The sequence below is a fragment of the Mesorhizobium sp. WSM4898 genome, from assembly GCF_029625845.1.
Lineage (GTDB): Bacteria > Pseudomonadota > Alphaproteobacteria > Rhizobiales > Rhizobiaceae > Mesorhizobium.
Genome location: NZ_JARTVQ010000002.1, coordinates 1,119,984 through 1,144,162 on the forward strand (window position 1 = coordinate 1,119,984; position 24,179 = coordinate 1,144,162).

The window sequence follows — 24,179 nt, forward strand, 5'->3', positions numbered from 1 at the left end:
GAATGCAGCGAATGGGCATGGTGCTTGGCCTGAAGCCGGAAAAGGTCGAGGAATATGTGCGCCTGCACGCCACCGTCTGGCCGGACGTGCTCGAGATGATCTCCGCCTGCAACATCAAGAACTACTCGATCTACCTCAAGCGGCCGGAGAACCTGCTGTTCTCCTATTTCGAGTATCACGGCACCGACTACGCCGCCGACATGGCCAAGATGGCCGCCGATCCGAAGACCCAGGAATGGTGGTCGGTCTGCATGCCATGCCAGGAACCCTTGCCGACAAGGCAGGAGGGCGAGTGGTGGGCGACGATGGATGAAGTCTTCCACCATGACTGATGCCTTCGATCCCGCCTCGCTGGCGCAATCCTGGCCGATGCCTGCAAAGCCGCGTCCGATCGTCACCTTCGGCGCCGGCTCGATCGTTGGCGATGCGCATTTCCCGGCCTATCGCAAGGCTGGTTTTCCAGTGGTGGGTCTCTACGATCCGGACCAGGCCAAGGCTCGGAAACTGGCCGAACAATGGGGCGTGACGGCATTCGGCTCGGTGGACGAAGCGGCTGCCGTCAAGGATGCGATCTTCGATCTCGCAACGCCGCCCGGCCGGCACGCCGAGGTGCTGAAGGCCCTGCCCGACGACGCGGTCGCATTGATCCAGAAGCCGATGGGCAACTACCTTGGCGAGGCAACCGAGATCCTTGAAATCTGTCGCGCCAAGAAGCTCAAGGCTGCAGTGAATTTCCAGCTTCGCTTTGCGCCGATGATGCTGGCGCTGAAGGACGCGATCGCCAAGGGCTGGCTTGGCGAGGTCGTCGACTTCGATGCCTGGCTGGCGCTCGCAACGCCGTGGCAGCTCTGGGAATTCCTGCTTACGGCGCCGCGTGTCGAGATCGCCATGCATTCGATCCACTATCTCGACCTGATCCGGCAGCTTCTCGGCGACCCGAAGGGCGTGCATGCCAAGACGCTCGGCAATCCCAATCACAAGGTAGCGCAGACCCGGACAAGCGCCATCCTCGACTATGGCGACACGGTGCGCTGCGCGCTCTCGATCAACCACGATCATAAGTTCGGACGGCGGCATCAGGCCTGCGAGTTCCGTATCTGCGGCACCGAGGGCGCCGCCTACGTCAAGCTTGGCCTCAATCTCGACTATCCGCGCGGTGAGCCCGACGTGCTGGAAATCCATCCTAAAGGCGGCTCCGATTGGGTCGGCGTGCCGCTCACCGGCGAATGGTTCCCCGACGCCTTTGTCGGGCGCATGGCCAATGTGCAGCGCTTCGCCTCCGGGGAAGACAAAGAGCTGGTCAGCTCCGTCGAAGATGCCTGGAACACCATGGCACTGGTGGAAGCCGCCTATCGTTCGAGCGCCGCGCCGGCGACGCCGCTCACCGCAAAACCGTAAGGAACGGCATGGAACAGGTCACCTATTTCGACGACTACGAGATCGGCTCGTCGCGGCTGACCAGCGGCCGCACCATCACCGAGACCGACTTTGTCGTCCATGCCGGCCAAACCGGCGATTTCTTTCCGCATCACATGGACGCCGAGTTCATGAAGACGACGCCCTTCGGCCAACGCATCGCGCATGGCACGCTGGTGTTCTCGGTCGGCGTCGGCCTGACCGCGAGCGTCATCAACCCGGTCGCCTTCTCCTACGGTTATGACAGGCTGCGCTTCATCAGGCCGGTCTTCATCGGCGACACGATCCGCACGCGCACGACGATCGCCGCGAAGGAAGACGATCCGAAGCGGCCGGCCTCCGGGCGCGTCATCGAACGCGTCGAGGTTTTGAACCAGCGCGACGAAGTCGTGCTGGCCGCCGATCACATCTATATCGTCGAGCGGCGCCCCCGGCTCGGCTGAAGATGGAGACACAACATGGCTGATCTGACAGGCAAGGTGGTGGTCGTAACGGCCGCTGCGCAAGGCATCGGTCGGGCTAGCGCGTTGGCTTTCGCCAAGGCTGGCGCGATCGTCCACGCCACCGACATCAATGAAGCGGCGCTGGCCGATCTCGGCGGCCACAAAGGCATCGTCAGTCGCAAGCTCGACGTGCTGAACGACGACGCCGTGAAGGCCGCCTTCGCCGAAATCGGCCGCGTCGATGTGCTTTTCAACTGCGCCGGCTTCGTCCACTCCGGCTCGATCCTGGAGATGAAGGACGAGGACCTCGACTTTGCCTTCAACCTCAATGTGCGCGCCATGATCCGCACTATCCGCGCCGTGCTGCCCGGCATGCTGGAGCGCGGCGATGGTTCGATCATCAACATGGCATCGGTCGCCGGCGCCCCGAAAGGCGTGCCCAACCGCTTCGCCTATGGCGTGACCAAGGCGGCCGTGATCGGGCTGACCAAGTCGATCGCCGCCGACTATGTCGGCACAGGCATTCGCTGCAACGCGATCTGCCCCGGCACGGTGGAGAGCCCCTCGCTCGAAAGCCGCATGCGGGCGCAAGGCGACTATGAGGCCGCCCGTGCCGCCTTCATCGCCCGCCAGCCAATGGGAAGGTTGGGCACGGCGGAGGAGATCGCCGATCTTGCCGTCTATCTCGCCGGCGCCACCTATACCACCGGGCAGGCCTATAATATCGACGGCGGCTGGTCGATCTGATGAGGCACCGAGCATGACCCGCATTACCGATCTTCGCGTCTTCGATCTGCGCTTCCCGACGTCGCAGAGCCTCGACGGGTCGGACGCGATGAATCCGGACCCCGATTATTCGGCCGCCTATGTCATCCTCGACGCCGATAGCGAGGGGCTCAGCGGCCACGGGCTCACCTTCACCATCGGCCGGGGCAACGAGATCTGCTGCGCGGCGATCGAGGCGCTGCGCCATCTTGTTGTCGGGATCGACTTGGACTGGGTCAAGCAAGATCCCAGCCGCTTCTGGCATCACGTGACCGGCGACAGCCAGTTGCGCTGGATCGGCCCGGACAAGGGCGCCATGCACCTCGCCGTCGGCGCGGTTGTCAATGCGGTCTGGGATCTTTGGGCCAAGCAAGCCGGCAAGCCGGTCTGGCGTCTGGTCGCCGAGATGAGCCCGGAAGAGATCGTGCGCATCGTCGACTTCCGCTATCTCACCGATGCGATCACGCCGGCCGAAGCGCTGGAGATCCTGAGGAAGGCCGAGGCCGGCAAGGCCGAGCGCATCGCCACCCTCGAGCGCGAAGGCTATGCCTGCTATACCACATCGGCCGGCTGGCTCGGCTATCCCGACGACAAGCTGAGGCGCCTCTGCCAGGAAGCAGTCGACGAGGGGTTCAATCACATCAAGCTGAAGGTGGGCCGCGACCGCGCCGACGACATCCGCCGTCTCAGGATCGCCCGCGAGGTGATCGGTCCGGACCGTTACCTGATGATCGACGCCAACCAGGTCTGGGAGGTCGACCAGGCGATCGACTGGCTGCGCCATCTTGCCTTCGCCAAGCCCTTCTTCATTGAGGAGCCGACCAGCCCGGACGATGTCGCCGGCCATGCCAAGATCCGCAAGGCGGTGGCGCCGATCAAGGTTGCGACCGGCGAGATGTGCCAGAACCGCATCATGTTCAAGCAGTTCATCGCCGGCGGCGCGATCGATATCGTGCAGATAGATTCCTGCCGCATGGGCGGCCTGAACGAGGTGCTGGCCGTGCTTTTGATCGCCGCCAAGTTCGGCTTGCCGGTATGGCCGCATGCCGGCGGCGTCGGCCTGTGCGAATATGTCCAGCATCTGTCGATGATCGACTATATCGCGGTGTCGGGCACCAAGGATGGAAGGGTGATCGAATATGTCGATCACCTGCACGAGCATTTCCTCGAGCCCTGTGTCATTGAGAATGCGGCCTACATGCCGCCGACGGCGCCGGGCTTCTCGATCGAGATGAAGCCGGACTCGATCGCCGCCTACCTACATTCCACAGTTGAATGCGAGCCGTAACGCAGGTGGCCTTGGCGGCGTTACGGCGTCGCTTCTACCTGGCGCGCTTCAGTCAACCTCGACGGCAAGCACCGCGACACAATCTCCGGCCTTGACGAGGCCGGGGAAATGGCGCGCGGCCAGGAGCCCTGACATCCTGGCCTTGATCTCCTGGGGCGCGGTGCCGGTGCGACCGGTCGAATGGATGCGCGCCACGACCTGGCCTTCCTCCACCTTCTCGCCGAGATCGATCATGGTCTCGATCATGCCCTCGTCTTCGGCAAATGCAAAGCAGTCGCCCGAAGGCATGTCGAGCCATTGGGTTTGGCTCTTCTCGACGGCGCCATCAACGATGCCGGCATGGCGAAGCACATTGAGGATGCCGCGGCGGGCGATGCGCACCGTCACAGCTCGGGCCGTCCCGCCACCGCCGAGCTCGGTGGTGACGAAGACCTTGCCCATCTGCTCGGCCGCGGTGTCATACATGCCAACGGTATCGATTTCGGTCATGCGCATCGAGAACGGAGCCGAAAAGGCCTTGACCGCGGCGAAGGCCTTTTTCTCCTGCTCCTTGTCCGGCAGCGTATGCGCGGCGCAGAACGGCACGAAGTCCAGCGTCTTTCCGCCGGAGTGGAAGTCGAACACGATGTCCGCCCACGGCAACAATTCGCGCTGGAAATAGTCGGCGATCTTTTCCGTCACGGTACCGTCTGGCCGGCCAGGAAAGCTGCGGTTCATGTTGCCCTTGTCGATCGGCGAGGTGCGGCTGCCGGCGCGGAACGCCGGATAGTTCATCGCCGGCACGATGATGACGGTACCGGTGACATCCTTCGGGTCGAGCGTGCGAGCGAGCTCGTAGAGCGCCAGCGGGCCTTCATATTCGTCGCCGTGATTTCCCCCGGTGAGCAGCGCCGTCTGCCCCTTGCCGTTGCGGACGACACAGATCGGAATCATCACCGACCCCCAGGCGGAATCGTCGCGGCTGTAGGGCAGGCGCAGGAAGCCGTGCTGGACACCGTCGCGCTCGAAATCGACCGTCGGCGTGATCGGCGAAGGAGGCAGAGCTGACATCGGGCTCAATCCTTGACGAACAGCTTGCGCGGCACATTGGCCAGGCACTCGACGCCGGTCTTGGTGATCAGGATCGATTCGGTGATTTCAAGTCCCATTGTCTCGAGCCACAGACCCGTCATGAAATGGAAGGTCATGCCGGGCTTGAGCTCGGTGCGATCGCCGGGGCGCAGGCTCATCGTGCGCTCGCCCCAATCCGGCGGATAGGAAAGACCGATCGAGTAGCCGGTGCGGTTGTCCTTGACGATGCCGTACTTCTTCAGCACGGCGAAGAAGGCATTGGCGATGTCCTCGCAGGCATTGCCCGGCTTGGCGGCGGCAAGGCCCGCCTCCATGCCCTCGAGCGTCGCCTTCTCGGCGTCGAGGAAGGCCTGCGTCGGCTTGCCGAGGAAGACGGTGCGCGACAGCGGGCAGTGGTAGCGGTTGTAGCAGCCAGCGATCTCAAAGAAGGTGCCCTCGCCCACCTTCATCGGCTGGTCGTCCCAGGTGAGATGCGGCGCCGAGGCGTCGGCGCCCGATGGCAAGAGCGGCACGATCGCCGGATAGTCGCCACCGATGCCCTCAACGCCGCGCGTGCCGGCATCATAGATCTCGGCGACCAGATCGCATTTGCGCATGCCGACCTCGATCTTGTCGACGATACGCTGATGCATGGCCTCGACGATGCGGGCGGCCTTGCGCATATAGTCGATCTCGGTCGGGCTCTTCACGGCGCGCCGCCAGTTGACCAGAGCGGTGGCGTCGACGAAGCGGGCGTTGGGCAGGTGCTTCTGCAGCGAGGCGAAGGCCGCCGCCGAGAACCAATAGTTGTCCATCTCGACGCCGATGGTCAGCTTGTCCCAGCGGCGATCGGCAAGCACGCTGGCGAGATAGTCCATCGGGTGCCGCTCGGTCGACTGCACGTAGTGGTCGGCGTAGCCAATGATGTTGTCATGCGCGAGATAGGCGGTGCGCTTGGCGCCGTTGGCGTCCTGGCCGCGGCCATACCAGACCGGCTCGCCCGAAGGCGGCACGATGACCGCCTGATGCACATAGAAGGACCAGCCGTCATAGCCGGTCAGCCAGGCCATGTTGGAGGGATCGCTGACGATCAGCAGATCGACCCGCTTGGCCTCCATGGCTTTCCGCGTCTTGGCAAGGCGATCGGCAAATTCGCTTCGCGAGAATTTCAGGTTTGGCTGCATTTTGTTGGTCCTCGTTTGTTGGGCCTCGCGGCCATATTCAGCTTTCGAAAATCGTTCCCGCTTTCGCTGCCCGCGCGCGGTCGCGGGCTAAAGTGGCGATCGCGGTGTCCTGCACGCCGGTGCCAGTGAGATCGGCGAGGGTGATGTCACCGGCCGATCGTCGTCCGTGCTTTTTCCCGGCGATGATCTGGCCGAGCTCGGTGACTTCCGCGTCGGCCGCCATCGCCCCTGCCTCGATGGCGTGGTGAAGCTCGCCCAAGCGCCGCGTCTGCTTCGCGCTGTCTGCGACATAGAGATCTGCCAGGCGAAGGATCGCCGGCGCGATCTCGTTCTTGTGCTCGGCATCCGAGCCCATCGCGGTGATGTGCTGGCCGGCCGAGACGAACCCGGCCTTGATCAGCGGCTCGGTCGAAGGCGTGGTGGTGACGATGATGTCGGCGCCCGCTGCCGCCCTCGCCGCATCCGGCTCGGCACGCACCATGATGCCCAGCCTCTCGCGCAAGCGGGCCGCGGTCGCCTCGGCCTTGGCCGCATCGCGCGCCCAGACGCGCGCCTCCGCGATCGGCCTGACGAGGCGCAGCGCTTCCAATTGCAGGCCGGCCTGCAAACCGGCGCCGAAGATCGCCGCTATGCTGGAGTCTTCGCGCGCCAGATGCTTGGCCGCGACCGCGCCGGCTGCGGCGGTGCGCACATCGGTCAGATAGCCATTGTCGAGCAGCAGCGCCTCGACCACACCGGTCTTGGCCGAAAGCAGCACTATCATGCCGCCGCCGCTCGGCAGGCCGAGCTTCGGATTGTCGAAGAAGCCGGAGCTTATCTTGACGGCGAAGCCATCTATGCCGGGCACGTAGGCGGACTTCACGTCGACCTCGCCGCGATGCTCGTGAATGTCGAGCCTCAAGATTGGCGGCATCGCCACCGGCATTGTCGCCAAAGCCCGAAAGGCGTTCTCGACGCAGGCGACCGCATCCAGATCGAGCGTCACGACCTTGCGCAGGTCTGTTTCGGTGAGGATGGTCATGCGGCTCATCTGGGGCGCTCCGTCAGTGCAGCGTCGCCGCAGACGATGCGGCGATGCAGGCTCATGTCGATGTTGCGGCCAGACAGGATGGCCACCACCGGTCCTTTCGCAGTGACCTTCCCAGCAAGCAGCGCGCCGATGCCGACCGCGCCTGCGCCTTCGACGATCTCGCGCTCTTCCTCATAGGCATGCCGGATGCCGGCGGCGATCTCGTCCTCGGAAAGCAGGATGACGTCGTCGAGCAGCTCACGGCACATGGCAAAGGTCAGCCGGTTATCGAGGCCGATGCCGCCGCCGAGTGAGTCCGCAAGCGTCGGCAATTCCTCGACCTGCACGGGGCGGCCGGCATCGAGACTCGCCTTCATCGCGGCACCGCGCGCCATCGAGACGCCGACGACTTTGGTGGCCGGGCTCACCCCCTTGACCGCCGCGGCAACGCCGGCCGCCAGGCCGCCGCCGGAGAGCGGCACCAGCACACTTGCTGCTTCCGGAACCTGCTCCAAGATCTCCAGCCCCAGCGTGCCCTGCCCGGCGACGATGTCCGGATGGTCGAAGGGCGGCAGCATGACCAGCCCCTCCTCCGCAACCAGCCTGTCCACCTCCTGCTGGGCATCGTCCTGGCTGTTGCCGACGATGCGAATATCCGCGCCAAGGCGGCGGATTGCATCGAGCTTGTTTTCGGGCACCAGCTTCGACATGCAGATCACCGCGCGCATGCCCTCGAGCTTCGCCGCATGGGCCAGCGCGTGGCCGTGATTGCCGGTCGATGCCGCGACCACCCCGCGCAATCTTTCTCGCGGACTCAACGCGGCGATCGCGTTGGACGCGCCGCGCAGCTTGAACGCGCCGGTCGTCTGGTGATGTTCCAGCTTGAGGTGAACGGGATGGCCCGCCCGATCCGAGAGGCTTTGCGACAACACAGTCGGCGTCCGCTCGACCTTTCCGGCAATGCGTTCGCGCGCAGCGCGGATATGCTGAAGCGTGACTTCCGTTTTGGTCATTGGCATGCCCGCTCACCGGGCCAATGGCTTCGTCATCAGCCGGCCGAACTGCGGCCGCGCCGTGTCGTCGCCGCAAAGCCGCAGGCAGTTCCAGGCGCTCGCCTGGTTGCTGGTGACGACCGGGCGGCCGATTGCCTCCTCCATGCCTGGAACGGCGAGCGCCGCGCGTAGCGCGGTGCATGAAACGAACAGCGCATCCGCCTGCGCATGCGTCGCCTTGCGCGCCAGATCGACGAGCGAGGTAGGCTCGATGCGTGCCATCTCCCGATCGTCCTCGAAGCCGAGGCAGGTGACGCTCTCGATGTCGAAGCCGTGCGCGGCGAAATAGGCGGCCATCGGCCGGCTGGTCTCGACAGTGTAAGGGGTGAGAATGCTGATCCGCTTCACGCCAAAAGCGTTGAGGCCGCGCACGCCGGCCATGGGCGGCGTGACCACGGGAACATTCGGCTTGGCCGCCTGGATCGCCTGCTCGATCTCGGCGTCGCCGATCACCACGGAAGCAGACGTGCAGGAATAGCAGACGGCATCGAGCGTCTCGTCCGGCAGGATCAGTGCCGCGCCCGCCGAAAGCGAGGGCTGCATCTTGCGCAGATTGTCCGGCGTCGTCGGATTGGCGTAGGGGATGCGCGCGACATAGACGCCGATCCGCTCGCTCGCCACCATGCGGCGGAAGTCGACCTCGCTGGTATGATCGGTGGCCAAAGCAATCAGCCCGACGCGCTTTTCGAGCGGACGCGCATCGAGTGCGGGCCGGGTCGATGCCAGCTCGATTTCGGGCAACAGTTTCATGACTTTCATCTCTCGATCCTGCCGTAACGACGCTCCAGCCAGCGCAACAGCACGACGGAGCAGAGGCTGATGACGAGGAAGAAGGCGCCAACCAGCGTCATCGGCTCGATGTAGCGGTAATAGGTATTGGCGACGCTCTTGGCTTGGTTCATCAGCTCCAGCACGGTGATCGCCGAAAGCAGCGGCGTCTCCTTGAACATGGCGATGAAGTAGTTGGCCAAGGCCGGGATCATCGGCGGGATCGCCTGCGGCAGGATGACATGCGTCCAGGTGTGGCGGCCGTTAAGATTGCAGGCCTTGGCAGCCTCCCACTGGCCGCGCGGCACATTGTCGATTCCGGCGCGATAGACCTCGGCCGTATAGGTGCCGTAGTGCAGTCCAAGCCCGATGACGCCCGCCACCAAGGGCGGCAGCAGGATGCCGATATCGGGCAGCACGTAGAAGATGAAATAGAGCTGCACCAGAAGCGGCGTGCCGCGGATGAATTCGGCGAACCAGCCGACGCTGCGCGACACCGTGCGGTTAGGCGAGCGCCGCGCCAGCGCGATCGCCAGACCGACGATCCCGGCCAAGATCGAGCCGAGCACGGTCGCCAGGATCGTGATCTTCACCCCCTGGATCAGGGTCGGCATGATCTCCCAGACAAAGTTCCAATCCCATTCCATTAGCGGGCCCATTCCATCAGACACGCACTCCGTCGAGACCGCGCGCCATGCGGCGCTCCAGCGAGCGCACGCCCCAGGAGATGATCAGCGCGAGCGCGAAATAGATGACGAGAACGGAGACGAAGGGCATCAGCGTGCTGCCGGTCTGCGAGCGAACCACCTGCGCCTGGAAGGTGAGATCGGCAAGCGAGATCAGCGATACGACCGAGGTCGCCTTGAGCAGCTCGATCGCGTTGTTGCCGAAGGTTGGCAGCATGATGAGCAGCGCCTGCGGCAGGATGACGTGGCGCATGCCTTGCCAGCGGCCGAGATTAAGCGCGGTGCAGGCCTCATATTGCTCACGGCCGATCGACAGGATGGCGCCGCGCACAACTTCCGCCGCATAGGCCCCGACATTGAGCCCCAGCGCCAGCACGCCGGCCTGCAAAGGCGTCAGCGACAGACCGGCGAAGGGCAGCACGAAATAGGCCCAGAACAGCTGCACGAAGATCGAGGTGCCGCGGAAGAACTCGATATAGGTCGTGGCAATCGCGCGCACGATGAAGAAGCGCGATACGCGTCCCATGCCGGCGAGAAAGGCCATGACGAGCGCAAGCACCGACCCCATCAGCGTCAGCTCGATGGTGACAAGCGCTCCCTGCAATATCAGGCCGAGATAGCCGGACCACTGGGTCATTGAGTCTCAAATTTTCCTAACGTTTTGCAGTTGTTGCGAGACGGCTGCGACAGCCCCTTCTCCCCGTTCACGGGGAGAAGATGCCGGCAGGCAGATGAGGGGCAGCGCTGACCTTGAAATGCTGGCGCGCCGCCCCCTCATCCGGCTCTTCGAGTGACCTTCTCGCCGCAAGCGGGAAGAAGGGAGATTACTTCGCCGCGCAGAGCTTCTCGCGCGTCGTCGACATCGCCGCCTTGGCCGAGAAGCCGTAAGGCTCGATGATCTTGGCGAACTCGCCGGATTTCTTCATCTTGGCGAGCTCGACGTCATAGGCATCGCGCAGCGCCTCGTCGCCCTTCTTGAAGGCGGCGCCGTCGCAATAGACCGGCGCGCCCTGCACCGGCGCGATCACTTCGAGGTTCGGATCATTGGCCTTCTTGATGAGGTCGTTGATCGACAGAACGGGCAGCGAATAGGCATCGATGCGGCCATCCTGCACCATCTTCAGACCGCTCTGGCCGTCCGGCACGACGATGACGCGGTCGCGCGGCACGCCGGCATTGAGCGCCAGCTTCTCCTCGGTGCCGCCGCCCGGCGCGCCGATAGTGGCCGACGTGTCCTTGGCGACGTCCTCATAGCTCTTGAAACCCTTGGGGTTGCCCTTCTTCACCAGCATCGCTTCCGCATCGCACAGCACCGGCTCGGAATAGGCGACTGCCGCGCAGCGCTCGGGCTTCATGAACAGGCCGGCGGTGACGACGTCGAAGCGGCCGGCCTGCAGGCCGGGGATCATGGCGCCGTATTCGGAGATGGAGGCGACGATATCGTTGACGCCGAGGCGCTTGAAGATCTCGCGCGCTACGTCGGGTGCAGCGCCCGAGACCTTGCCGTCCGCGGCGACCGCCGTGTAAGGCGGCTCGTTGGCAATGGCGACGCGGGCGAAGCCCTGCTGCTTGAGCTGCTCGAGCTTTGCGTCGTCTGCCGAACGCGCGCCGGAGGCGAGCAGCATGGTGCTTACGGCGAGACCGGCGACGCCAGCCAGGATGCCAAGTTTCTTCATCGTTCCCAACTCCTTGTTTCTCTTCTTGGTTCGCTCGGTTCGGATGGCGTCCTTGCCACCCGTTTCTGGCTTTCGGGACGGCTTCGCCGCCCTGGCATGACGGTCAGACGCGATGGCCGGCCGCGATGATCTTCTTCAGGAAGCCCTGCGTTCGTTCCTGCTTGGGATGGCGGAAAATCTCATCGGGCTTGCCCTCCTCGACGATCCTGCCGCGATCGAAGAACAGCACGCGATCGGCAAAGTCGTGGGCAAAGCCCATCTCATGAGTGACGAGCAGCATCGTCATGTCGGTTTCGGCGGCGAGCTTGCGCATGACGTTGAGCACCTCCTCGACAAGCTCAGGGTCGAGCGCCGACGTGACCTCGTCGAACAGCATGATCTTGGGCGACAGCGCCAGCGCGCGGGCGATCGCGACGCGCTGCTTCTGGCCGCCGGAAAGCTGTGCCGGCATGCTCTTCGCCTTATCGGCGAGGCCCACCATGTCGAGCAGCTCCATCGCCCGTTTTTCGGCGGCGGCTCGCGCCACGCCCTTGGTCAGCATCGGCGCCAGCGTGACGTTGTCCATGACGCATTTGTGCGGGAACAGATTGAAGAGCTGGAAGACCATGCCGATCTTCTGGCGCATCTTGGCCAGGTGCCGCTCGTCGGCCGGCACCAGCTGCCTGTTGCGCTCCATGTGATAGAGCTGCTCGCCGTCGATCTGGATATGGCCGCCGTCGATCTTTTCCAGCGTCATCAGGATGCGCAGGATCGTCGTCTTGCCCGATCCGGATGGGCCGATCAGCGCCAGCTTCTCGCCTGGCATGACCTGCATCGACAGGCCGTCCAGCAGCTTGAAGGCGCCGAAGCTCTTCGAAATGGCGTCGACCTTGATGATGGGCGCGGGCAATCCATTTCCCCGTTCTGAAGCGGCCTATGCTCCTAACGATGCGAAACGCGCTAAATCATGTCAATTAGGAAAATAATATCATGACAATTTTTCGAGCGCTGCACAATTTCAGGGTAATTGGCGATCCGCTTTTGCATCAGATGGCGAGCAGAAGATGCTCCGGATCGCCCAGCAGGAGCTTGGCGACGACGCTCAAGCCCGAGCGCAGTTCCCCTTCGGTGGTCGAGCCGAGCGAGATGCGCACGGCCGGATGCCACGGCGTGTCGGCGATGCGGAACGACGTGCCCGGGGCAATCGCCACGCCGCGCAGGCGCGCCTGCGCAACGAAGCTCTCCTCGGCGCGGTCGCCCGGCAATTCGAGCCACAGATGCAGCCCGTCGCGATGGGAGCGATAGTCGACGCCGGCCAGCATTTCGGCTGCGATTTCCTGCCGGCGTCTCAACGCCCCGCGTTGCCAGTCGACCAACTCAAAAGCCGTGCCGTCATTCACCCACCGCGTCGCGATTTCCGCCACCATCGGCGTCGCCATCCAGTTCGAGACGAGATGGCGGTTGGCGACCGCCGCGACATAGCGGTCGGGCACGGCGAGATAGCCGATCCGCAGGCCGGGCACGGTTATCTTGGTGAAGGAGGTGACGTAGAGCGTCCGCTCGGGCGCGAAGGCGGCAACCGCCGGAGGCCGGCCTTCGACGAGCGGCCCGAGCACGTCGTTCTCGATGATGGCGATGTCATGTTTGCGCGCGACCGCGGCGATCTGCTCGCGCCGGCTGTCGTCCATCAAGCTCGCCGTTGGGTTGATGACCGAAGGCTGGACGAAAACGGCGCGAATGTCGGAGAGACGGCAGGCCTCGTCCAACGCTTCCGGGATCAGGCCGTTGCCGTCGATCGGCAGGCCTTCGAGGTTGAAGCCGAGATAGCGGGCGAGCGGCACCAGCGTGTGGTGGCCGATCGCCTCGGTGGCGACCGTCGAACCGGGCGGTGCGACGCTCATCAGCGCTACCGTCATGCCGGCGGTGGCGCCGTTGGTGAGGCTGATGTTCTGCGGTGAGGCGTCGAGGCCGCAGAGCTTCAGCCATTCGACCGCCACCGTGCGATGACGCGGGAACACCATGTTCGGCCGGAACGACAGCGCCGAACTCGACGGCAGGTTCTCGGCCAGCCACCCCAACGCCTGCTTCAGCTTCTCCAGATGCATCGGCTCGCAGACCGGCTTCAGGATCGAGAGGTCGATGACCTCGCCCAACCGTTCCGGGAGGTAGGGCGGCTCCGGCTCGCGGCGCTGCGTCTGCACGAAGCTGCCGCGCCCGACCTCGCCGGCAATCAGACCGCGGCGGATCAGTTCCTCATAGGCGCGGCTGACCGTCTGGACCGAAAGTTTCAGGTCGTCGGCAAGCCGCCGGTGCGTCGGCAGTCGCGCGCCATTGGCGAGCTTTCCGTCATGGATGGCGCGCGCGAACTGATCGGCCAGCGAGAGGTAGGCCGGGCGGCGGATGAGCGCAGGATCTGGCTGCCATAATGTCATGACTTTATTAGAGATCGAAATCAGTGCAATTGACAATCGAAATAATGCATCGTCATGGTGTCCGGAACAAAAACTGGAGCCGGCATGGCGGCAGCAAAACTCGATCCGATCGACCTCAAAATCCTTGACGCCATCCAGCGCGACGGGCGCATCACCAAGCTGGCGCTGGCCGAGAAGGTCGGCCTGTCGCCGACGCCTTGCTGGATGCGGCTGCGCAAGCTGGAGAAGGCCGGCATTGTCTCCGGCTACCACGCCGCAATCACCATGCGCGCGATCGCGCCGGTGGCGACCGTGCTGATGGAGGTGACACTGGCCAGCCACCGGCAGGCCGATTTCGACCGTTTCGAGCGGGTCATCCGCGACGTACCCGAGATCGTCGCCTGCTGGTCGGTCGGCGGCGGCGTCGACTATGTGCTTAAAGTGATGGCGCGGGACATCGACGCCTATCAGCGGCTTGTCGACGCCCTTCTGGAACGCGAGATCGGCATCGACCGCTACTTCACCTACATCGTCACCAAGACGGTGAAGGAGGAGTCCGTGGTGCCTGTCGCCGACCTGTTGCCAGGCTGAAGCCGGAGAGATCGTCTGGCCCGGCGGGCCATGGGAGACAATCTCTCTCCTGGCGGCTGCCGAAAAAGCCTCTCTGTCTCGGTCGCGCGGCTAATCTCTCCGCATCGCCTTGGCACCGGGAGACAAACGATGTCCGCGCATTTTGCACGCCCACACCGCCACGAAGCACTGGATCGTCTCGCCGATCGCCGGCTGCTGCGCGATCTCGGCTATATCGGGGGCCATTGGACCGCCGGCGACTCGGCTGCGAGCTTCGCAGTCACCGATCCGGCCACCGGCGCCACAGTCGCCTTCGTTGCCGCCCTCGGCGCAAGCCAAACGGCGGAGGCTGTCGACGCGGCAGCGCGTGCCCTGCCGGCCTGGCGCTCCGCGCTGCCGCAGGAGCGCTCCGGAATCTTGCGAAAATGGTTCGAGCTGATCGTCGCCGCCAAGGACGACCTGGCGCTGCTGATGACGCTTGAACAGGGCAAGCCGCTAAAGGAATCGCTGGGCGAGATCGACTACGCCGCCTCCTTCGTCGAGTGGTATGCCGAGGAAGCAAAGCGCCTCAATGCCGAAAGCGTCACCAGCCATTTGCCGAATGCTCAGATGACCGTTCGCCGCGAGCCGCTCGGCGTCGTCGGCGTCGTCACCCCATGGAACTTTCCGTCGGCCATGCTCACCCGCAAGGCCGCTGCGGCGCTTGCCGCCGGCTGCACCGTGGTGGCGCATCCGTCCTCGGAAACGCCGCTTTCGGCGCTGGCGCTGGCCGAGCTCGGCGAGCGTGCCGGCCTGCCCGCCGGCGTCTTCAACGTTGTCACCGGGGATGCGCGCACCATCGTCGGCGCGATGTGCGCTGACGCCCGGGTGCGCGCCATGAGCTTCACCGGTTCGACCGACGTCGGCCGGCTGATTGCCGCGCAGAGCGCGCCGACGATGAAGCGACTGGTCATGGAGCTCGGCGGCCATGCGCCGCTGATCGTCTTCGGTGATGCCGATATCGAAAAGGCGGTGACGATCGCCCTCGACGCCAAATTCGCCACCTCCGGCCAGGATTGTCTTGCCGCCAACCGCATCTATGTGCAGCGCCAGATCTATGACCGCTTCTGCGCCGCCCTCGCCCGTCGCATCGAGCGTCTGCGCACCGGCAACGGGCTTTCACCCGACGCCGATATCGGCCCGCTGATGCATGAGCGCGCCGTCAAGAAGGTGGAGGAGCAGGTCGCAGACGCGCTGGCTCGCGGCGCGCGCTGCCTCATCGGCGGCAAGCGCCATGCGGCCGGGCCGCTGTTCTATCAGCCAACGCTGCTCGTCGATGTGCCGGACGAGGCGCTGATCATGCATGAGGAAACCTTCGGCCCGGTCGCCGCCGTCACCCCGTTCGACGAGGAACGGGAAGTCGTCGCCCGCGCCAATGCTACCGAATATGGCCTCGTCGCCTATGTCGTGACCGAGAACGGCGCGCGCCAGGCGCGCATGGGTCGCGCGCTGGAATACGGTATGGTCGCGATCAACCGGGTGAAGATCACCGGCGCGCCGATCCCGTTCGGCGGCGTCAAGCAGTCCGGCATCGGCCGCGAAGGCTCGCGCCATGGCCTCGAAGCCTTCACCGATCTGAAATACCTTTGTCTGGACGTCGCCTAGCGCACGCCGGAAGAATTCCCTGCAAGGAGAAAAAAGATGCTCGAACAGTCCAACGAACTTTCGGCCTGGGATCGCGACCACTTCTTCCATCCCTCGACGCATATGGGCACGCATGCGCGGGGCGAGTCCCCGGCACGCATCATGGCCGGCGGCGAAGGCGTCACCGTCTGGGACAACACCGGCAAGAAGAGCATCGATGCCTTTGCCGGCCTCTATTGCGTCAATGTCGGCTATGGCCGCCACAAGATCGCCGATGCCATTGCCGATCAGGCCAAGAACCTCGCTTATTATCACGCCTATGTCGGGCACGGCACCGAGGCCTCGATTACGCTCGCCAAGATGATCATCGACCGCGCGCCGAAGGGCATGTCGAGGGTCTATTTCGGCCTCTCCGGCTCCGACGCCAACGAGACCAACATCAAGCTGATCTGGTATTACAACAACGTTCTCGGCCGGCCGGAGAAGAAGAAGATCATCTCGCGCTGGCGCGGCTACCACGGCTCCGGCGTCATGACAGGATCGCTGACCGGGCTCGAGCTGTTCCACAACGCCTTCGACCTGCCGCGCGCGCCGATCATGCACACCGAGGCCCCCTATTATTTCCACCGCGCCGACCGCTCGATGAGCGAGGAGCAGTTTTCGCAATATTGCGCCGACAAGCTCGAGGAGATGATCCTTGCCGAGGGCCCGGACACCGTCGCGGCCTTTATCGGCGAGCCGATCCTCGGCACCGGCGGCATCGTGCCGCCGCCCGCCGGCTATTGGGAAAAGATCCAGGCGGTGCTGAACAAATACGACGTGCTGCTTGTCGCCGACGAGGTGGTGACCGGCTTCGGCCGTCTCGGCACCATGTTCGGCTCCGACCATTACGGCATCAAGCCGGACCTGATCACCATCGCCAAGGGCCTGACGTCTGCCTATGCGCCGCTTTCCGGCGTCATCGTCTCCGACAAGGTCTGGCAGGTGCTGGTCAGGGGTTCCGACAAGCTGGGCTCGCTGGGCCACGGCTGGACCTATTCGGCGCATCCCATCTGCGTCGCCGCGGGCGTCGCCAATCTCGAACTGATCGACGAGATGGATCTGGTGAGGAATGCCGGCGAGACCGGCGCTTATTTCCGCGCCGAGCTGGCCAAGGCCGTCGGCGACCACAGAAACGTCGGCGAGGTCCGCGGCGACGGCATGCTGGCTGCGGTCGAGTTCGTCAGGGATCGCGACGATCGCGTCTTCTTCGATCCGGCGCTCAAAGTGGGCCCGCAGATCGCCACGACGCTCGCGGCAAGCGGCGTCATCGGCCGCGCCATGCCGCAGGGCGACATCCTCGGCTTCGCGCCGCCGCTTTGCCTGACGCGCGAGGAGGCCGACACCATCGTCGCCAAGACCGCCGACGCCGTGAACAGCGTGTTTGCCAGCCTCTGAAGCAATCCAGGAAAGGTGTGAAACGGTTTTCCGTGGGGAATTGCGCGAAGGCAAAGGAACAGATTGACATGAATGCCATGACCAGAACCGTCCCGGCCACGATGGCCGCCGTGCAGCTCACCGGCCACGGCGGCCTGGAAAAACTCGTCTATCGCACCGATGTGAAGGTGCCGCCGCCGGCTGCCGGCGAGGTGCTGGTCAAGGTCAGCGCCTGCGGCATGAACAACACCGATGTGTGGGTGCGCCAGGGCGCCTACGGCACCGAGGAAGACGCGGCCGCCGTGTCGACCTGGCGCCGGCAAGGCAACACGCTGACCTTTCCGCGCATCCAGGGCACCGATACGGTGGGCACCATCGTCGCCGTCGGTGACGGCGTACCCTCCGAGCGCATCGGCGAACGCGTCATGGTCGACTTCTCCATCTACAACCGTGACGACGATTCGCTTGCCGACATCGACTATATGGGCCACGGCCGTGACGGCGGCTATGCCGAATACCAGGCGCTGCCGGCCGAGAACGCGCATGTCGTCAATACCGATTTGAGCGATGTCGAGCTCGCCACCTTCTGCTGCGCCTATCTCACCGGCGAGCAGATGCTGGAACGTGCAGGCTTGAAGGCCGGCGAACGGGTGCTGGTCACCGGCGCCTCCGGCGGTGTCGGCTCCGGCATCGTGCAGCTGGCGCGGGCGCGGGGCGCCATTCCCTATGCCGTGGTCGGCAAGGGCAAGGAGCAAGCGGTGCTCGACATCGGCGCCGAGAAAGTGGTCACGCGCGGCGTGGCCGACCTGCCTGCCGCCGTCAACGAAGCGACCGCTGGCCAACCCATCGACGTGGTCGCCGACCTTGTCGGCGGCGCCATCTTCAATGATCTGCTGCGCATCCTGCGGCCCGAGGGACGCTACACCACCGCAGGCGCCATCGCGGGGCCGGTGGTGCAGTTGGACCTGCGCACCATGTATCTCAAGCAGCTTCAGCTGCACGGCTCGAGCCAGGGCACCAGGGCCGATTTCCGCCGCATCGTGCGCTACATCGAGGAGAAGAAGATCCGCCCGCTGGTCGGCGGCGTCTACAAGCTGTCGGACTTCCACCGCGCCCAGACCGACTTCATGGCCAAGGACTTCGTCGGCAAGCTGGTGGTGGTGCCGGACGCGATTGCCGACACGAACAAGTAGCGGCCGATGGCGGCGGCCGTTAGTTGACCTTCGCGGTCAGCCCTTGCGCTCCTGAAGGATGTTGCCGCCATCCACGACGAGGACGGCCCCGTTGACATAGCTGGCGCCGTCGGACGCCAGGAACAGCACAGCCGCAGCGACCTCCTCCGGAGTGCCGGCGCGTCCAAGCGGCGTGTTTTGCGCCGCGAGGAGCTCTTCCGGCGTCGAGGCGCCCGTCGCGATCCAGCCCGGCGCTACGGCGTTAACGGTGACGCCGCTGCGGCCGACCTCCAGCGCAAGCGCATGCGTCAGCCCGACCATGCCTGCCTTGGCGGCGGAATAAGCGGCCTCGCCTTCGTTGGAGACGTAAGGGCCGGTGACCGAGGCCATGTTCACCACGCGTCCATGACCGCGTCGGACCATGCCGGCCAGAAATGCGCGTGTGGCAAGGAATGTGGTCTTCAGGCTGACATCGATGCCGCGGTCCCAGTCGCTCTCGCTGAGATCGAGAAATCGCCGCTGCAGCGCCGGCTGGGCGACTGTTCCCATCCCGGCATTGTTGACGAGGATATCGATTTCGCCGACCTCCGAGCAGAGCCGCTCGACATCCGCTGCACGCGTCAGATCGGCCACCACCGCACGAACGTCGAGCCCCTCCGCCCGCAGCTCTTCAGCGCGCTGCTCGACGCGATGCGACGAGGCGGTGATCGCGACCGCAAGCCCGGCGTCTCCGAGCTCACGCGCCACCGCGGCGCCGATGCCGTCGGCGGCGCCCGCGCCGGTCACCAGCGCCGTGCGGGATTTGCGAAATATGGTCATGAAGCCTCCCAGGCGATGACGCCAATGCCGCGAGTCAGTAGCCGGCGCTGATGCCGAAATCGATCGAAAGCGCGGCCCCGGTGATCGGCGCCGCGCCGGGCTGGCAAAGATAATGGATGAAGGAGGCGATCTCTTCCACGCCGATGAACCGTGCTCTTTCCCCTTGCGGGTAGTGCCCAAGGAGCCGGCGCTTGTAGCCGTCCGGGTCATCTCCGCCATAGGTCCTTGCCTGATACTCGATCATCGGCGTCGCCGTGTCGCCAGGACAGACGGCGTTGACCCTGATGCCGTGCGGCGCAAGCTCCAGGGCGAGAGCCTTGGTCAGCAGCACCAGCCCGCCTTTGGACGCGCAATAGACCGCCGCGCCGCTGTTGCCGACGATGCCCGCGTCGGAGGCGATATTGATGATAACGCCCTGCGCCGCCGACAGGTGCGGAATGGCGGCCGAGATCAGGAAGAAGGCGCCTTTGAGATTGACGTCCAGCACCAGGTCCCATTGCTCTTCGCGGATCTCGCTTGCCGCTCCCTCGAGCCAGACGCCGGCGGCATTGACGAGAATGTCCAGGCCGCCGCCCCATTCGCGTGCCTTATCCACAACCTCTCGGCAGGCAGCGACGGAACGGATATCGAGCGGCAGACCGATCGCGTTCGCACCGGTCGCGGCAATCTTTGACACGGCCTCGTCGAGTTTCGCGCCGGGAAGGTCGGCGAGCACGATCCGCTCGCCGTCGGCCGCCAGGCGCAGTCCCGTCGCAAGACCCATTCCCCCGGCGCCGCCCGCGATCAGCACGGTTCTTGCATCCATTCGATAACCTCCGCACTGTGCGATGATCGTTGCGGCGAGACACAGTCCGGGCATCCGAACCACGTCGAAGAGACATCTCGCATGCGCCAGGCCGGACAATCAATGATCACAGGACCGAAGCCATCCGCTTCGCGATCACCCCAGCTCCAGCGTCGTGATGCCGAAAACCTTCGACGGCGCATTGCCTGGTTTGCCGCCCCGATACATGCGGGTCGTCGCGAAACCGGGGACCATGCCGACAGCCTGAAGCACGGCGGTGAAGCCGATCTGGGTAGCCGGCACGTCGATATGCAGCGCCTCGCCTGCCGTCCTGCCCGCCAGTTCCGCCATCAAAGCCAGGGCTGTATCCATGTCGTCCGCGAACAGCGGACCGACCTTGGAACCTTCGCGACATCGGCGCGCCACGCCGTAGCCGGCATGCCCAGCAGAGCCAGTGGACATCATCGCGATCCGGGGCGGCTGCAGCCATTCCCGCACGAAGGCCTCCCGAGGCGCAGGGAAGCACTGGCGGTCATAGGCCAGGATCTCGGCTGTCTCGGCGGCGGCAACGGACCGGATATCGCGACCGCCGGTCAGTCCGGCCGGACGACCGCTGAAGCGGACGGTCTCATAAGCCGGCACGAAGCCTTTGTGCTGGTAGTTGGCCCGCTGCTCGGCCACGCCGTCGAGGCCGACAATGCGGTCGCCGAGCCGAGCCATGCCGGCATCCCAGACCGCCTTGCCATGGCCTTCGCCGCGCCGATCGGGCCGGCAGATATAGAGGCCGATGAAACCGAACTCCGCGCCATAGGCGACGGCCGAGATGCCGGCCACCATCTCGCCGCTGACGAAGGCGCCGATGAACCCTTCAGGATCGGCGGCCCTGAGCGCGGCGGCATCCCCGATGCCCGGATTCCATCCTTCCCCCGCCGCCCACTCGACGAGCGTTTCCACCTCGCTGGCGGTCAGCGTCCGGATCGTTCTCGGCATGGCTTCACTCGGCGCGGCAACGGATTTCAAGTCGCCAGGATAGGTCGCCGCCAGCAGGTTGCAAAGACCGGTTTTGGACGTTGCCGACCTGTCCACGCCACGAAGCCCAACCGTCGATGCTCCTTCGCCGATTCGGCGAAGAGACCGCCCATTGAACGCTAGACCGTCGAGCGAATTACCATCCGGGTTTTTCGAATCGATGCAAAGGGTTAGCAAGAACGCGCCGAAACATCAGCCGTTGTTCCAATGGGCAACTGGACACGACCGTGGAAGGCGGGGAATCTTCTTTCGTCGTTGCTTGGAATCGAATGGAGTGCCGCAGGAAATGCCCTTGAGCGCCGAAGAAATCGCCAGTCATCCGGCAGCTCTGCGCGGTGTCAAGGAGCAGTCGCGCGCGCTCATCCATATCTACGAAACCAGCCCGCGCCTTGCCGCCGTTTTTGCCACCCAGCAGCGCTGGCTGCTCGGCCATGTCGGACTTGCGCTGCATTTCAGGCGCGACCCCGATGACCGTCGCACCGAAATGACCGTAGCGCGTTTCATCGAGGTCGTGCGCCGCAATTCAGTCGCCAGCCGCAACACCGCCGAAGCGTTCGTCAAGGAAATGCTCCGTTACAACGTCGCCGAATATATTTCGTCGCGTGGCGATGGCCGGGCTCATCCCTTGCGGGTGACCGCGGCCACCGTCGAGACCTTTACCGGCTGGATCCATGCCCATTTGCGAACGCTCGACCGCATCGATGGCGGAGCCCGGCTGACGACTTTCCTCGAACACCCCGATATGCTGGCCAAGCTGCAGCCATTGATCTGCGACGGATTGCTCGCATCCATTCCGGTGCGGGAACCCCAGCAAACCTTCTCGTTGTTCATCTGGCTCAACAACGGCGGCATCGTCATGGACTGGCTGATGTCGGGTATCGATCCGGAGGACGCCAGCCTCGAGAAGATTCCGACCGGCGTCATCTCGATCAGCGAATTTGCGCATTGGCTGAAGCTGTCGCGCACGCATCTGGCGCGCAAGCTCCGCGACGCCGAGGCGCTCGGCAGCATCGGCTGGGTCGGCCAGCGCGGACATTCCGTCATGTGGGTGTCGCGGCAGTTCTTCGACGAGTACATGGCCGTCCAGGCAGCCAAGCTCGCCATCGTCGACGCAGCCTTCGAGGCGAGTTTTTCCGGGGCGAGCGAAGGCTGAGCGCCGCGGCGCCTGCTCCGAGCTTGCCGTGACGGCGCGCAAAGAGACGCGCCGTTGAGCCGCTTAGACCATGACGCGGCGCTCAGAGCAATTCCAGGAAAGTGTGAAACGGTCTTCCGTCCCGAATTGTCAAATCAAAGAGATAGGGCGGCTTGCCGTTTCCGTGGAACGGTGAACCGCTCTATGTCCTCAGTCGATGTCGAACGACACGCCTTGCGCCAAGGGCAGGGCCTTGGAGAAGTTCACCGTGTTGGTGGCGCGCCGCATATAGGCCTTCCAGGCGTCCGAGCCGCTCTCCCGGCCGCCGCCGGTTTCCTTCTCGCCGCCGAATGCGCCGCCGATCTCGGCGCCCGACGTGCCGATATTGACATTGGCGATGCCGCAGTCCGAACCGTCGACGCCGAGAAAGCGCTCCGATTCCTGCAGGTCACGGGTAAAGATCGAGGATGACAGGCCTGCGCCGACCGCATTGTGCAGGTCGAGCGCCTCGTCGAAATCGGCATATTTCATCACATAGAGGATCGGCGCGAAGGTCTCTTCCGTCACCGGCGAAACCTGCTTCGGCATTTCGACGAGCGCCGGATGCACATAGTAGGCCTCGGGATGGCCGTTCTCGAACCGCGTGCCGCCGGTCACCTTGCCGCCATGCGCTTCCGCTTCGTTCAACGCCTTCTGCATATTGTCGAAGGCGGCCTTGTCGATCAGCGGACCGACCAGCGCCGAGGTCTCCAGCGGATTGCCGACCGAAACGCTCTGATAGGCCTTCTTCAGGCGCGGCAGCAGCGCGTCATAGACGCTCTCGTGCACGAACAAACGCCTGAGCGTCGTGCAGCGCTGGCCGGCGGTGCCCATGGCGCCGAACGCAATGGCGCGCAGCGCCATGTCGAGATCGGCGCTCGGGCAGACGATGCCGGCATTGTTGCCGCCGAGCTCGAGCACCGCGCGTGCAAAACGCTTGGCCAGCCGCGGACCGACCTCGCGGCCCATGCGGGTCGAGCCCGTGGCCGAGACCAGCGGCACCTTCGGATGGTCGACCAGCACCTCGCCGACGGCGCGGTCGCCGATCAGCACCTGGAGCAGGCCTTCCGGCGCATCGGCGCCGAAACGCCTGGCGGCGCGCTCGAAGATCGCCTCGCAGGCAAGCGCCGTCAGCGGCGTCTTTTCCGACGGCTTCCACACCACCGCGTCACCGCACACGAGTGCAAGTGCCGCGTTCCACGACCACACCGCGACGGGGAAGTTGAAGGCCGAGATCACGCCGACGACGCCGAGCGGATGCCAGGTTTCCATCATGCGATGTCCAGGGCGCTCGGTGGCGATGGTCAGGCCGTAGAGCTGGCGGGAAAGACCGACCGCGAAATCGCAGATGTCGATCATCTCCTGCACTTCGCCAAGACCCTCGGACGGGATCTTGCCAACCTCGATCGACACCAGCCGGCCGAGCTCCGCCTTGTGAGCACGCAACTCCTCGCCGAGCAGGCGCACCAGTTCGCCCCGCTTCGGCCCCGGCACCAGCCGCCAGGCCTGGAAGGCCTTGTGCGCGGCATCGATAGCCTTGCCGGCATCGACCGCCGAGATCGACTTCAGTGCCGCGATCTGCTCGCCCGTCACCGGGCTGCGCACGATGAGGTCGCCGCCGGAAAGCGTATCCTTGGCGACGCCAAGTTTCTCCAGAAGTGAGGCCGTTTCCTTCGCAATCGTCATGTTTGTTCCTTTTCAGATCTCGCCTTGGATATGGCGAGCGTCGAAGCCTTGCGCCACGTCTTGTCGGCGCCCTGAGGCACGACGGCGCTTTCATGGCGTGGCATTACTCGTTTCAGGGAAAAACCGCCACCCCGGGATGGTCCAACCCCGGCGCGCAAAATTGGGCCAGCAGTGAAAGTGGG

24 protein-coding genes are annotated in these 24,179 nt (G+C 64.7%); 10 read left to right on the top strand and 14 right to left on the bottom strand.

Translation table 11 applies throughout. The features are described 5' to 3' along the window. The first annotated feature begins 2 nt into the window (after positions 1–2). Genes P9228_RS12820 through P9228_RS12840 form a run of 5 tightly spaced genes read left to right on the top strand, consistent with a single transcriptional unit; the run spans position 3 to position 3,912 of the window. The gene (locus tag P9228_RS12820) at positions 3–332 is read left to right on the top strand and encodes an L-rhamnose mutarotase (protein WP_278053754.1); all 330 of its coding nucleotides are present in this window, start codon (positions 3–5) and stop codon (positions 330–332) included. Next, positions 325–1,398, top strand: a complete 1,074-nt coding sequence (locus P9228_RS12825) for a Gfo/Idh/MocA family oxidoreductase (RefSeq protein WP_278054071.1) — start codon at positions 325–327, stop codon at positions 1,396–1,398. Before P9228_RS12820 ends, P9228_RS12825 begins: the two co-directional genes overlap by 8 nt. An 8-nt stretch (positions 1,399–1,406) precedes the next feature. After that, entirely contained in the window at positions 1,407–1,859 is a 453-nt protein-coding gene (locus P9228_RS12830) for a MaoC/PaaZ C-terminal domain-containing protein (RefSeq protein ID WP_278053755.1), read from the top strand. A gap of 15 nt (positions 1,860–1,874) precedes the next feature. Continuing rightward, complete coding sequence (locus P9228_RS12835; protein ID WP_095800405.1) at positions 1,875–2,606, top strand: SDR family oxidoreductase; 732 nt, start codon at positions 1,875–1,877, stop codon at positions 2,604–2,606. Between the two features lie 13 nt (positions 2,607–2,619). After that, a complete protein-coding gene (locus P9228_RS12840) occupies positions 2,620–3,912 on the top strand; it encodes an L-fuconate dehydratase (protein WP_278053756.1) in 1,293 nt (430 codons plus the stop codon). A gap of 48 nt (positions 3,913–3,960) precedes the next feature. On the opposite strand, the gene doeB is transcribed toward P9228_RS12840, so the two are convergent. The 10 genes from doeB to P9228_RS12890 form a co-directional block, all read right to left on the bottom strand. Then, entirely contained in the window at positions 3,961–4,962 is a 1,002-nt protein-coding gene (doeB, locus tag P9228_RS12845; RefSeq protein WP_067326196.1) for a N(2)-acetyl-L-2,4-diaminobutanoate deacetylase DoeB, read from the bottom strand. Between the two features lie 5 nt (positions 4,963–4,967). After that, complete coding sequence (gene doeA / locus P9228_RS12850; RefSeq protein WP_278053759.1) at positions 4,968–6,146, bottom strand: ectoine hydrolase DoeA; 1,179 nt, start codon at positions 6,144–6,146, stop codon at positions 4,968–4,970. A 37-nt stretch (positions 6,147–6,183) separates the two neighbouring features. Next, a complete protein-coding gene (locus P9228_RS12855) occupies positions 6,184–7,176 on the bottom strand; it encodes a cyclodeaminase (RefSeq protein WP_278053760.1) in 993 nt (330 codons plus the stop codon). Then, positions 7,173–8,168, bottom strand: coding sequence for a hydroxyectoine utilization dehydratase EutB (eutB, locus tag P9228_RS12860; protein WP_278054072.1), 996 nt, complete (start codon positions 8,166–8,168; stop codon positions 7,173–7,175). The genes P9228_RS12855 and eutB overlap by 4 nt, the downstream gene beginning before the upstream one ends. 12 nt (positions 8,169–8,180) lie before the next feature. Next, a complete protein-coding gene (gene eutA, locus P9228_RS12865) occupies positions 8,181–8,957 on the bottom strand; it encodes an ectoine utilization protein EutA (protein WP_067327080.1) in 777 nt (258 codons plus the stop codon). Between the two features lie 5 nt (positions 8,958–8,962). After that, positions 8,963–9,622 (bottom strand): ectoine/hydroxyectoine ABC transporter permease subunit EhuD, encoded by a 660-nt coding sequence (gene ehuD, locus P9228_RS12870; protein WP_067002307.1) that lies wholly within the window; start codon positions 9,620–9,622, stop codon positions 8,963–8,965. A gap of 16 nt (positions 9,623–9,638) precedes the next feature. Beyond that, positions 9,639–10,298, bottom strand: a complete 660-nt coding sequence (ehuC, locus tag P9228_RS12875) for an ectoine/hydroxyectoine ABC transporter permease subunit EhuC (protein WP_095781183.1) — start codon at positions 10,296–10,298, stop codon at positions 9,639–9,641. A 187-nt stretch (positions 10,299–10,485) separates the two neighbouring features. Next, positions 10,486–11,337 carry an ectoine/hydroxyectoine ABC transporter substrate-binding protein EhuB gene (gene ehuB, locus P9228_RS12880; protein ID WP_067326181.1) on the bottom strand — a complete coding sequence of 284 codons (852 nt, stop codon included), beginning with the start codon at positions 11,335–11,337 and terminating at the stop codon, positions 10,486–10,488. A 103-nt stretch (positions 11,338–11,440) separates the two neighbouring features. Continuing rightward, a complete protein-coding gene (gene ehuA / locus P9228_RS12885) occupies positions 11,441–12,226 on the bottom strand; it encodes an ectoine/hydroxyectoine ABC transporter ATP-binding protein EhuA (protein ID WP_278053763.1) in 786 nt (261 codons plus the stop codon). Positions 12,227–12,362: 136 nt separating this feature from the next. Then, entirely contained in the window at positions 12,363–13,748 is a 1,386-nt protein-coding gene (locus tag P9228_RS12890) for a PLP-dependent aminotransferase family protein (protein WP_278053764.1), read from the bottom strand. Positions 13,749–13,832: 84 nt separating this feature from the next. Here P9228_RS12890 and P9228_RS12895 point away from each other — a divergent pair, with 84 nt between their 5' ends. From P9228_RS12895 to P9228_RS12910, 4 genes are all read left to right on the top strand, one after another. Further along, on the top strand, positions 13,833–14,318 hold the full coding sequence (locus tag P9228_RS12895) for an Lrp/AsnC family transcriptional regulator (protein ID WP_127216188.1): 486 nt from the start codon (positions 13,833–13,835) through the stop codon (positions 14,316–14,318). Positions 14,319–14,447: 129 nt separating this feature from the next. Then, positions 14,448–15,941, top strand: coding sequence for an NAD-dependent succinate-semialdehyde dehydrogenase (locus tag P9228_RS12900; protein ID WP_127246041.1), 1,494 nt, complete (start codon positions 14,448–14,450; stop codon positions 15,939–15,941). A gap of 36 nt (positions 15,942–15,977) precedes the next feature. Beyond that, positions 15,978–17,357, top strand: a complete 1,380-nt coding sequence (locus P9228_RS12905) for an aspartate aminotransferase family protein (RefSeq protein ID WP_278053769.1) — start codon at positions 15,978–15,980, stop codon at positions 17,355–17,357. Between the two features lie 68 nt (positions 17,358–17,425). Then, positions 17,426–18,529, top strand: coding sequence for an alcohol dehydrogenase family protein (locus tag P9228_RS12910; protein WP_278053770.1), 1,104 nt, complete (start codon positions 17,426–17,428; stop codon positions 18,527–18,529). Positions 18,530–18,565: 36 nt separating this feature from the next. Here P9228_RS12910 and P9228_RS12915 read toward each other — a convergent pair whose 3' ends face one another. The 3 genes from P9228_RS12915 to P9228_RS12925 all read right to left on the bottom strand — a co-directional run bounded on the left by P9228_RS12915 (position 18,566) and on the right by P9228_RS12925 (position 21,101). Then, positions 18,566–19,327 (bottom strand): SDR family NAD(P)-dependent oxidoreductase, encoded by a 762-nt coding sequence (locus tag P9228_RS12915; protein ID WP_278053772.1) that lies wholly within the window; start codon positions 19,325–19,327, stop codon positions 18,566–18,568. A 34-nt stretch (positions 19,328–19,361) separates the two neighbouring features. Then, positions 19,362–20,132 (bottom strand): SDR family oxidoreductase, encoded by a 771-nt coding sequence (locus P9228_RS12920; RefSeq protein WP_278053775.1) that lies wholly within the window; start codon positions 20,130–20,132, stop codon positions 19,362–19,364. A 135-nt stretch (positions 20,133–20,267) separates the two neighbouring features. After that, positions 20,268–21,101, bottom strand: a complete 834-nt coding sequence (locus P9228_RS12925) for a GNAT family N-acetyltransferase (protein ID WP_278053776.1) — start codon at positions 21,099–21,101, stop codon at positions 20,268–20,270. A gap of 325 nt (positions 21,102–21,426) precedes the next feature. Here P9228_RS12925 and P9228_RS12930 point away from each other — a divergent pair, with 325 nt between their 5' ends. Further along, complete coding sequence (locus P9228_RS12930) at positions 21,427–22,293, top strand: hypothetical protein (RefSeq protein WP_278053778.1); 867 nt, start codon at positions 21,427–21,429, stop codon at positions 22,291–22,293. A 189-nt stretch (positions 22,294–22,482) separates the two neighbouring features. Here P9228_RS12930 and P9228_RS12935 read toward each other — a convergent pair whose 3' ends face one another. After that, a complete protein-coding gene (locus P9228_RS12935) occupies positions 22,483–23,997 on the bottom strand; it encodes an aldehyde dehydrogenase family protein (RefSeq protein ID WP_278053779.1) in 1,515 nt (504 codons plus the stop codon). Positions 23,998–24,179 lie beyond the last annotated feature (182 nt).

Excerpts from the sequence above, each read along its gene's own strand:
- doeA (WP_278053759.1), bottom strand. The coding sequence starts at position 6,146 with ATGCAGCCAAACCTGAAATTCTCGCGAAGCGAATTTGCCGATCGCCTT.
- P9228_RS12820 (WP_278053754.1), top strand. The coding sequence starts at position 3 with ATGCAGCGAATGGGCATGGTGCTTGGCCTGAAGCCGGAAAAGGTCGAG.
- P9228_RS12900 (WP_127246041.1), top strand. The coding sequence starts at position 14,448 with ATGTCCGCGCATTTTGCACGCCCACACCGCCACGAAGCACTGGATCGT.
- eutB (WP_278054072.1), bottom strand. The coding sequence starts at position 8,168 with ATGACCAAAACGGAAGTCACGCTTCAGCATATCCGCGCTGCGCGCGAA.
- ehuC (WP_095781183.1), bottom strand. The coding sequence starts at position 10,298 with ATGACCCAGTGGTCCGGCTATCTCGGCCTGATATTGCAGGGAGCGCTT.
- P9228_RS12895 (WP_127216188.1), top strand. The coding sequence starts at position 13,833 with ATGGCGGCAGCAAAACTCGATCCGATCGACCTCAAAATCCTTGACGCC.
- P9228_RS12930 (WP_278053778.1), top strand. The coding sequence starts at position 21,427 with ATGCCCTTGAGCGCCGAAGAAATCGCCAGTCATCCGGCAGCTCTGCGC.
- ehuD (WP_067002307.1), bottom strand. The coding sequence starts at position 9,622 with ATGGAATGGGATTGGAACTTTGTCTGGGAGATCATGCCGACCCTGATC.
- doeB (WP_067326196.1), bottom strand. The coding sequence starts at position 4,962 with ATGTCAGCTCTGCCTCCTTCGCCGATCACGCCGACGGTCGATTTCGAG.
- P9228_RS12915 (WP_278053772.1), bottom strand. The coding sequence starts at position 19,327 with ATGACCATATTTCGCAAATCCCGCACGGCGCTGGTGACCGGCGCGGGC.
- ehuB (WP_067326181.1), bottom strand. The coding sequence starts at position 11,337 with ATGAAGAAACTTGGCATCCTGGCTGGCGTCGCCGGTCTCGCCGTAAGC.
- P9228_RS12825 (WP_278054071.1), top strand. The coding sequence starts at position 325 with ATGACTGATGCCTTCGATCCCGCCTCGCTGGCGCAATCCTGGCCGATG.
- P9228_RS12935 (WP_278053779.1), bottom strand. The coding sequence starts at position 23,997 with ATGACGATTGCGAAGGAAACGGCCTCACTTCTGGAGAAACTTGGCGTC.
- P9228_RS12855 (WP_278053760.1), bottom strand. The coding sequence starts at position 7,176 with ATGAGCCGCATGACCATCCTCACCGAAACAGACCTGCGCAAGGTCGTG.
- P9228_RS12890 (WP_278053764.1), bottom strand. The coding sequence starts at position 13,748 with ATGACATTATGGCAGCCAGATCCTGCGCTCATCCGCCGCCCGGCCTAC.
- P9228_RS12840 (WP_278053756.1), top strand. The coding sequence starts at position 2,620 with ATGACCCGCATTACCGATCTTCGCGTCTTCGATCTGCGCTTCCCGACG.
- eutA (WP_067327080.1), bottom strand. The coding sequence starts at position 8,957 with ATGAAACTGTTGCCCGAAATCGAGCTGGCATCGACCCGGCCCGCACTC.
- P9228_RS12920 (WP_278053775.1), bottom strand. The coding sequence starts at position 20,132 with ATGGATGCAAGAACCGTGCTGATCGCGGGCGGCGCCGGGGGAATGGGT.
- P9228_RS12925 (WP_278053776.1), bottom strand. The coding sequence starts at position 21,101 with ATGCCGAGAACGATCCGGACGCTGACCGCCAGCGAGGTGGAAACGCTC.
- P9228_RS12830 (WP_278053755.1), top strand. The coding sequence starts at position 1,407 with ATGGAACAGGTCACCTATTTCGACGACTACGAGATCGGCTCGTCGCGG.
- P9228_RS12835 (WP_095800405.1), top strand. The coding sequence starts at position 1,875 with ATGGCTGATCTGACAGGCAAGGTGGTGGTCGTAACGGCCGCTGCGCAA.
- P9228_RS12910 (WP_278053770.1), top strand. The coding sequence starts at position 17,426 with ATGAATGCCATGACCAGAACCGTCCCGGCCACGATGGCCGCCGTGCAG.
- P9228_RS12905 (WP_278053769.1), top strand. The coding sequence starts at position 15,978 with ATGCTCGAACAGTCCAACGAACTTTCGGCCTGGGATCGCGACCACTTC.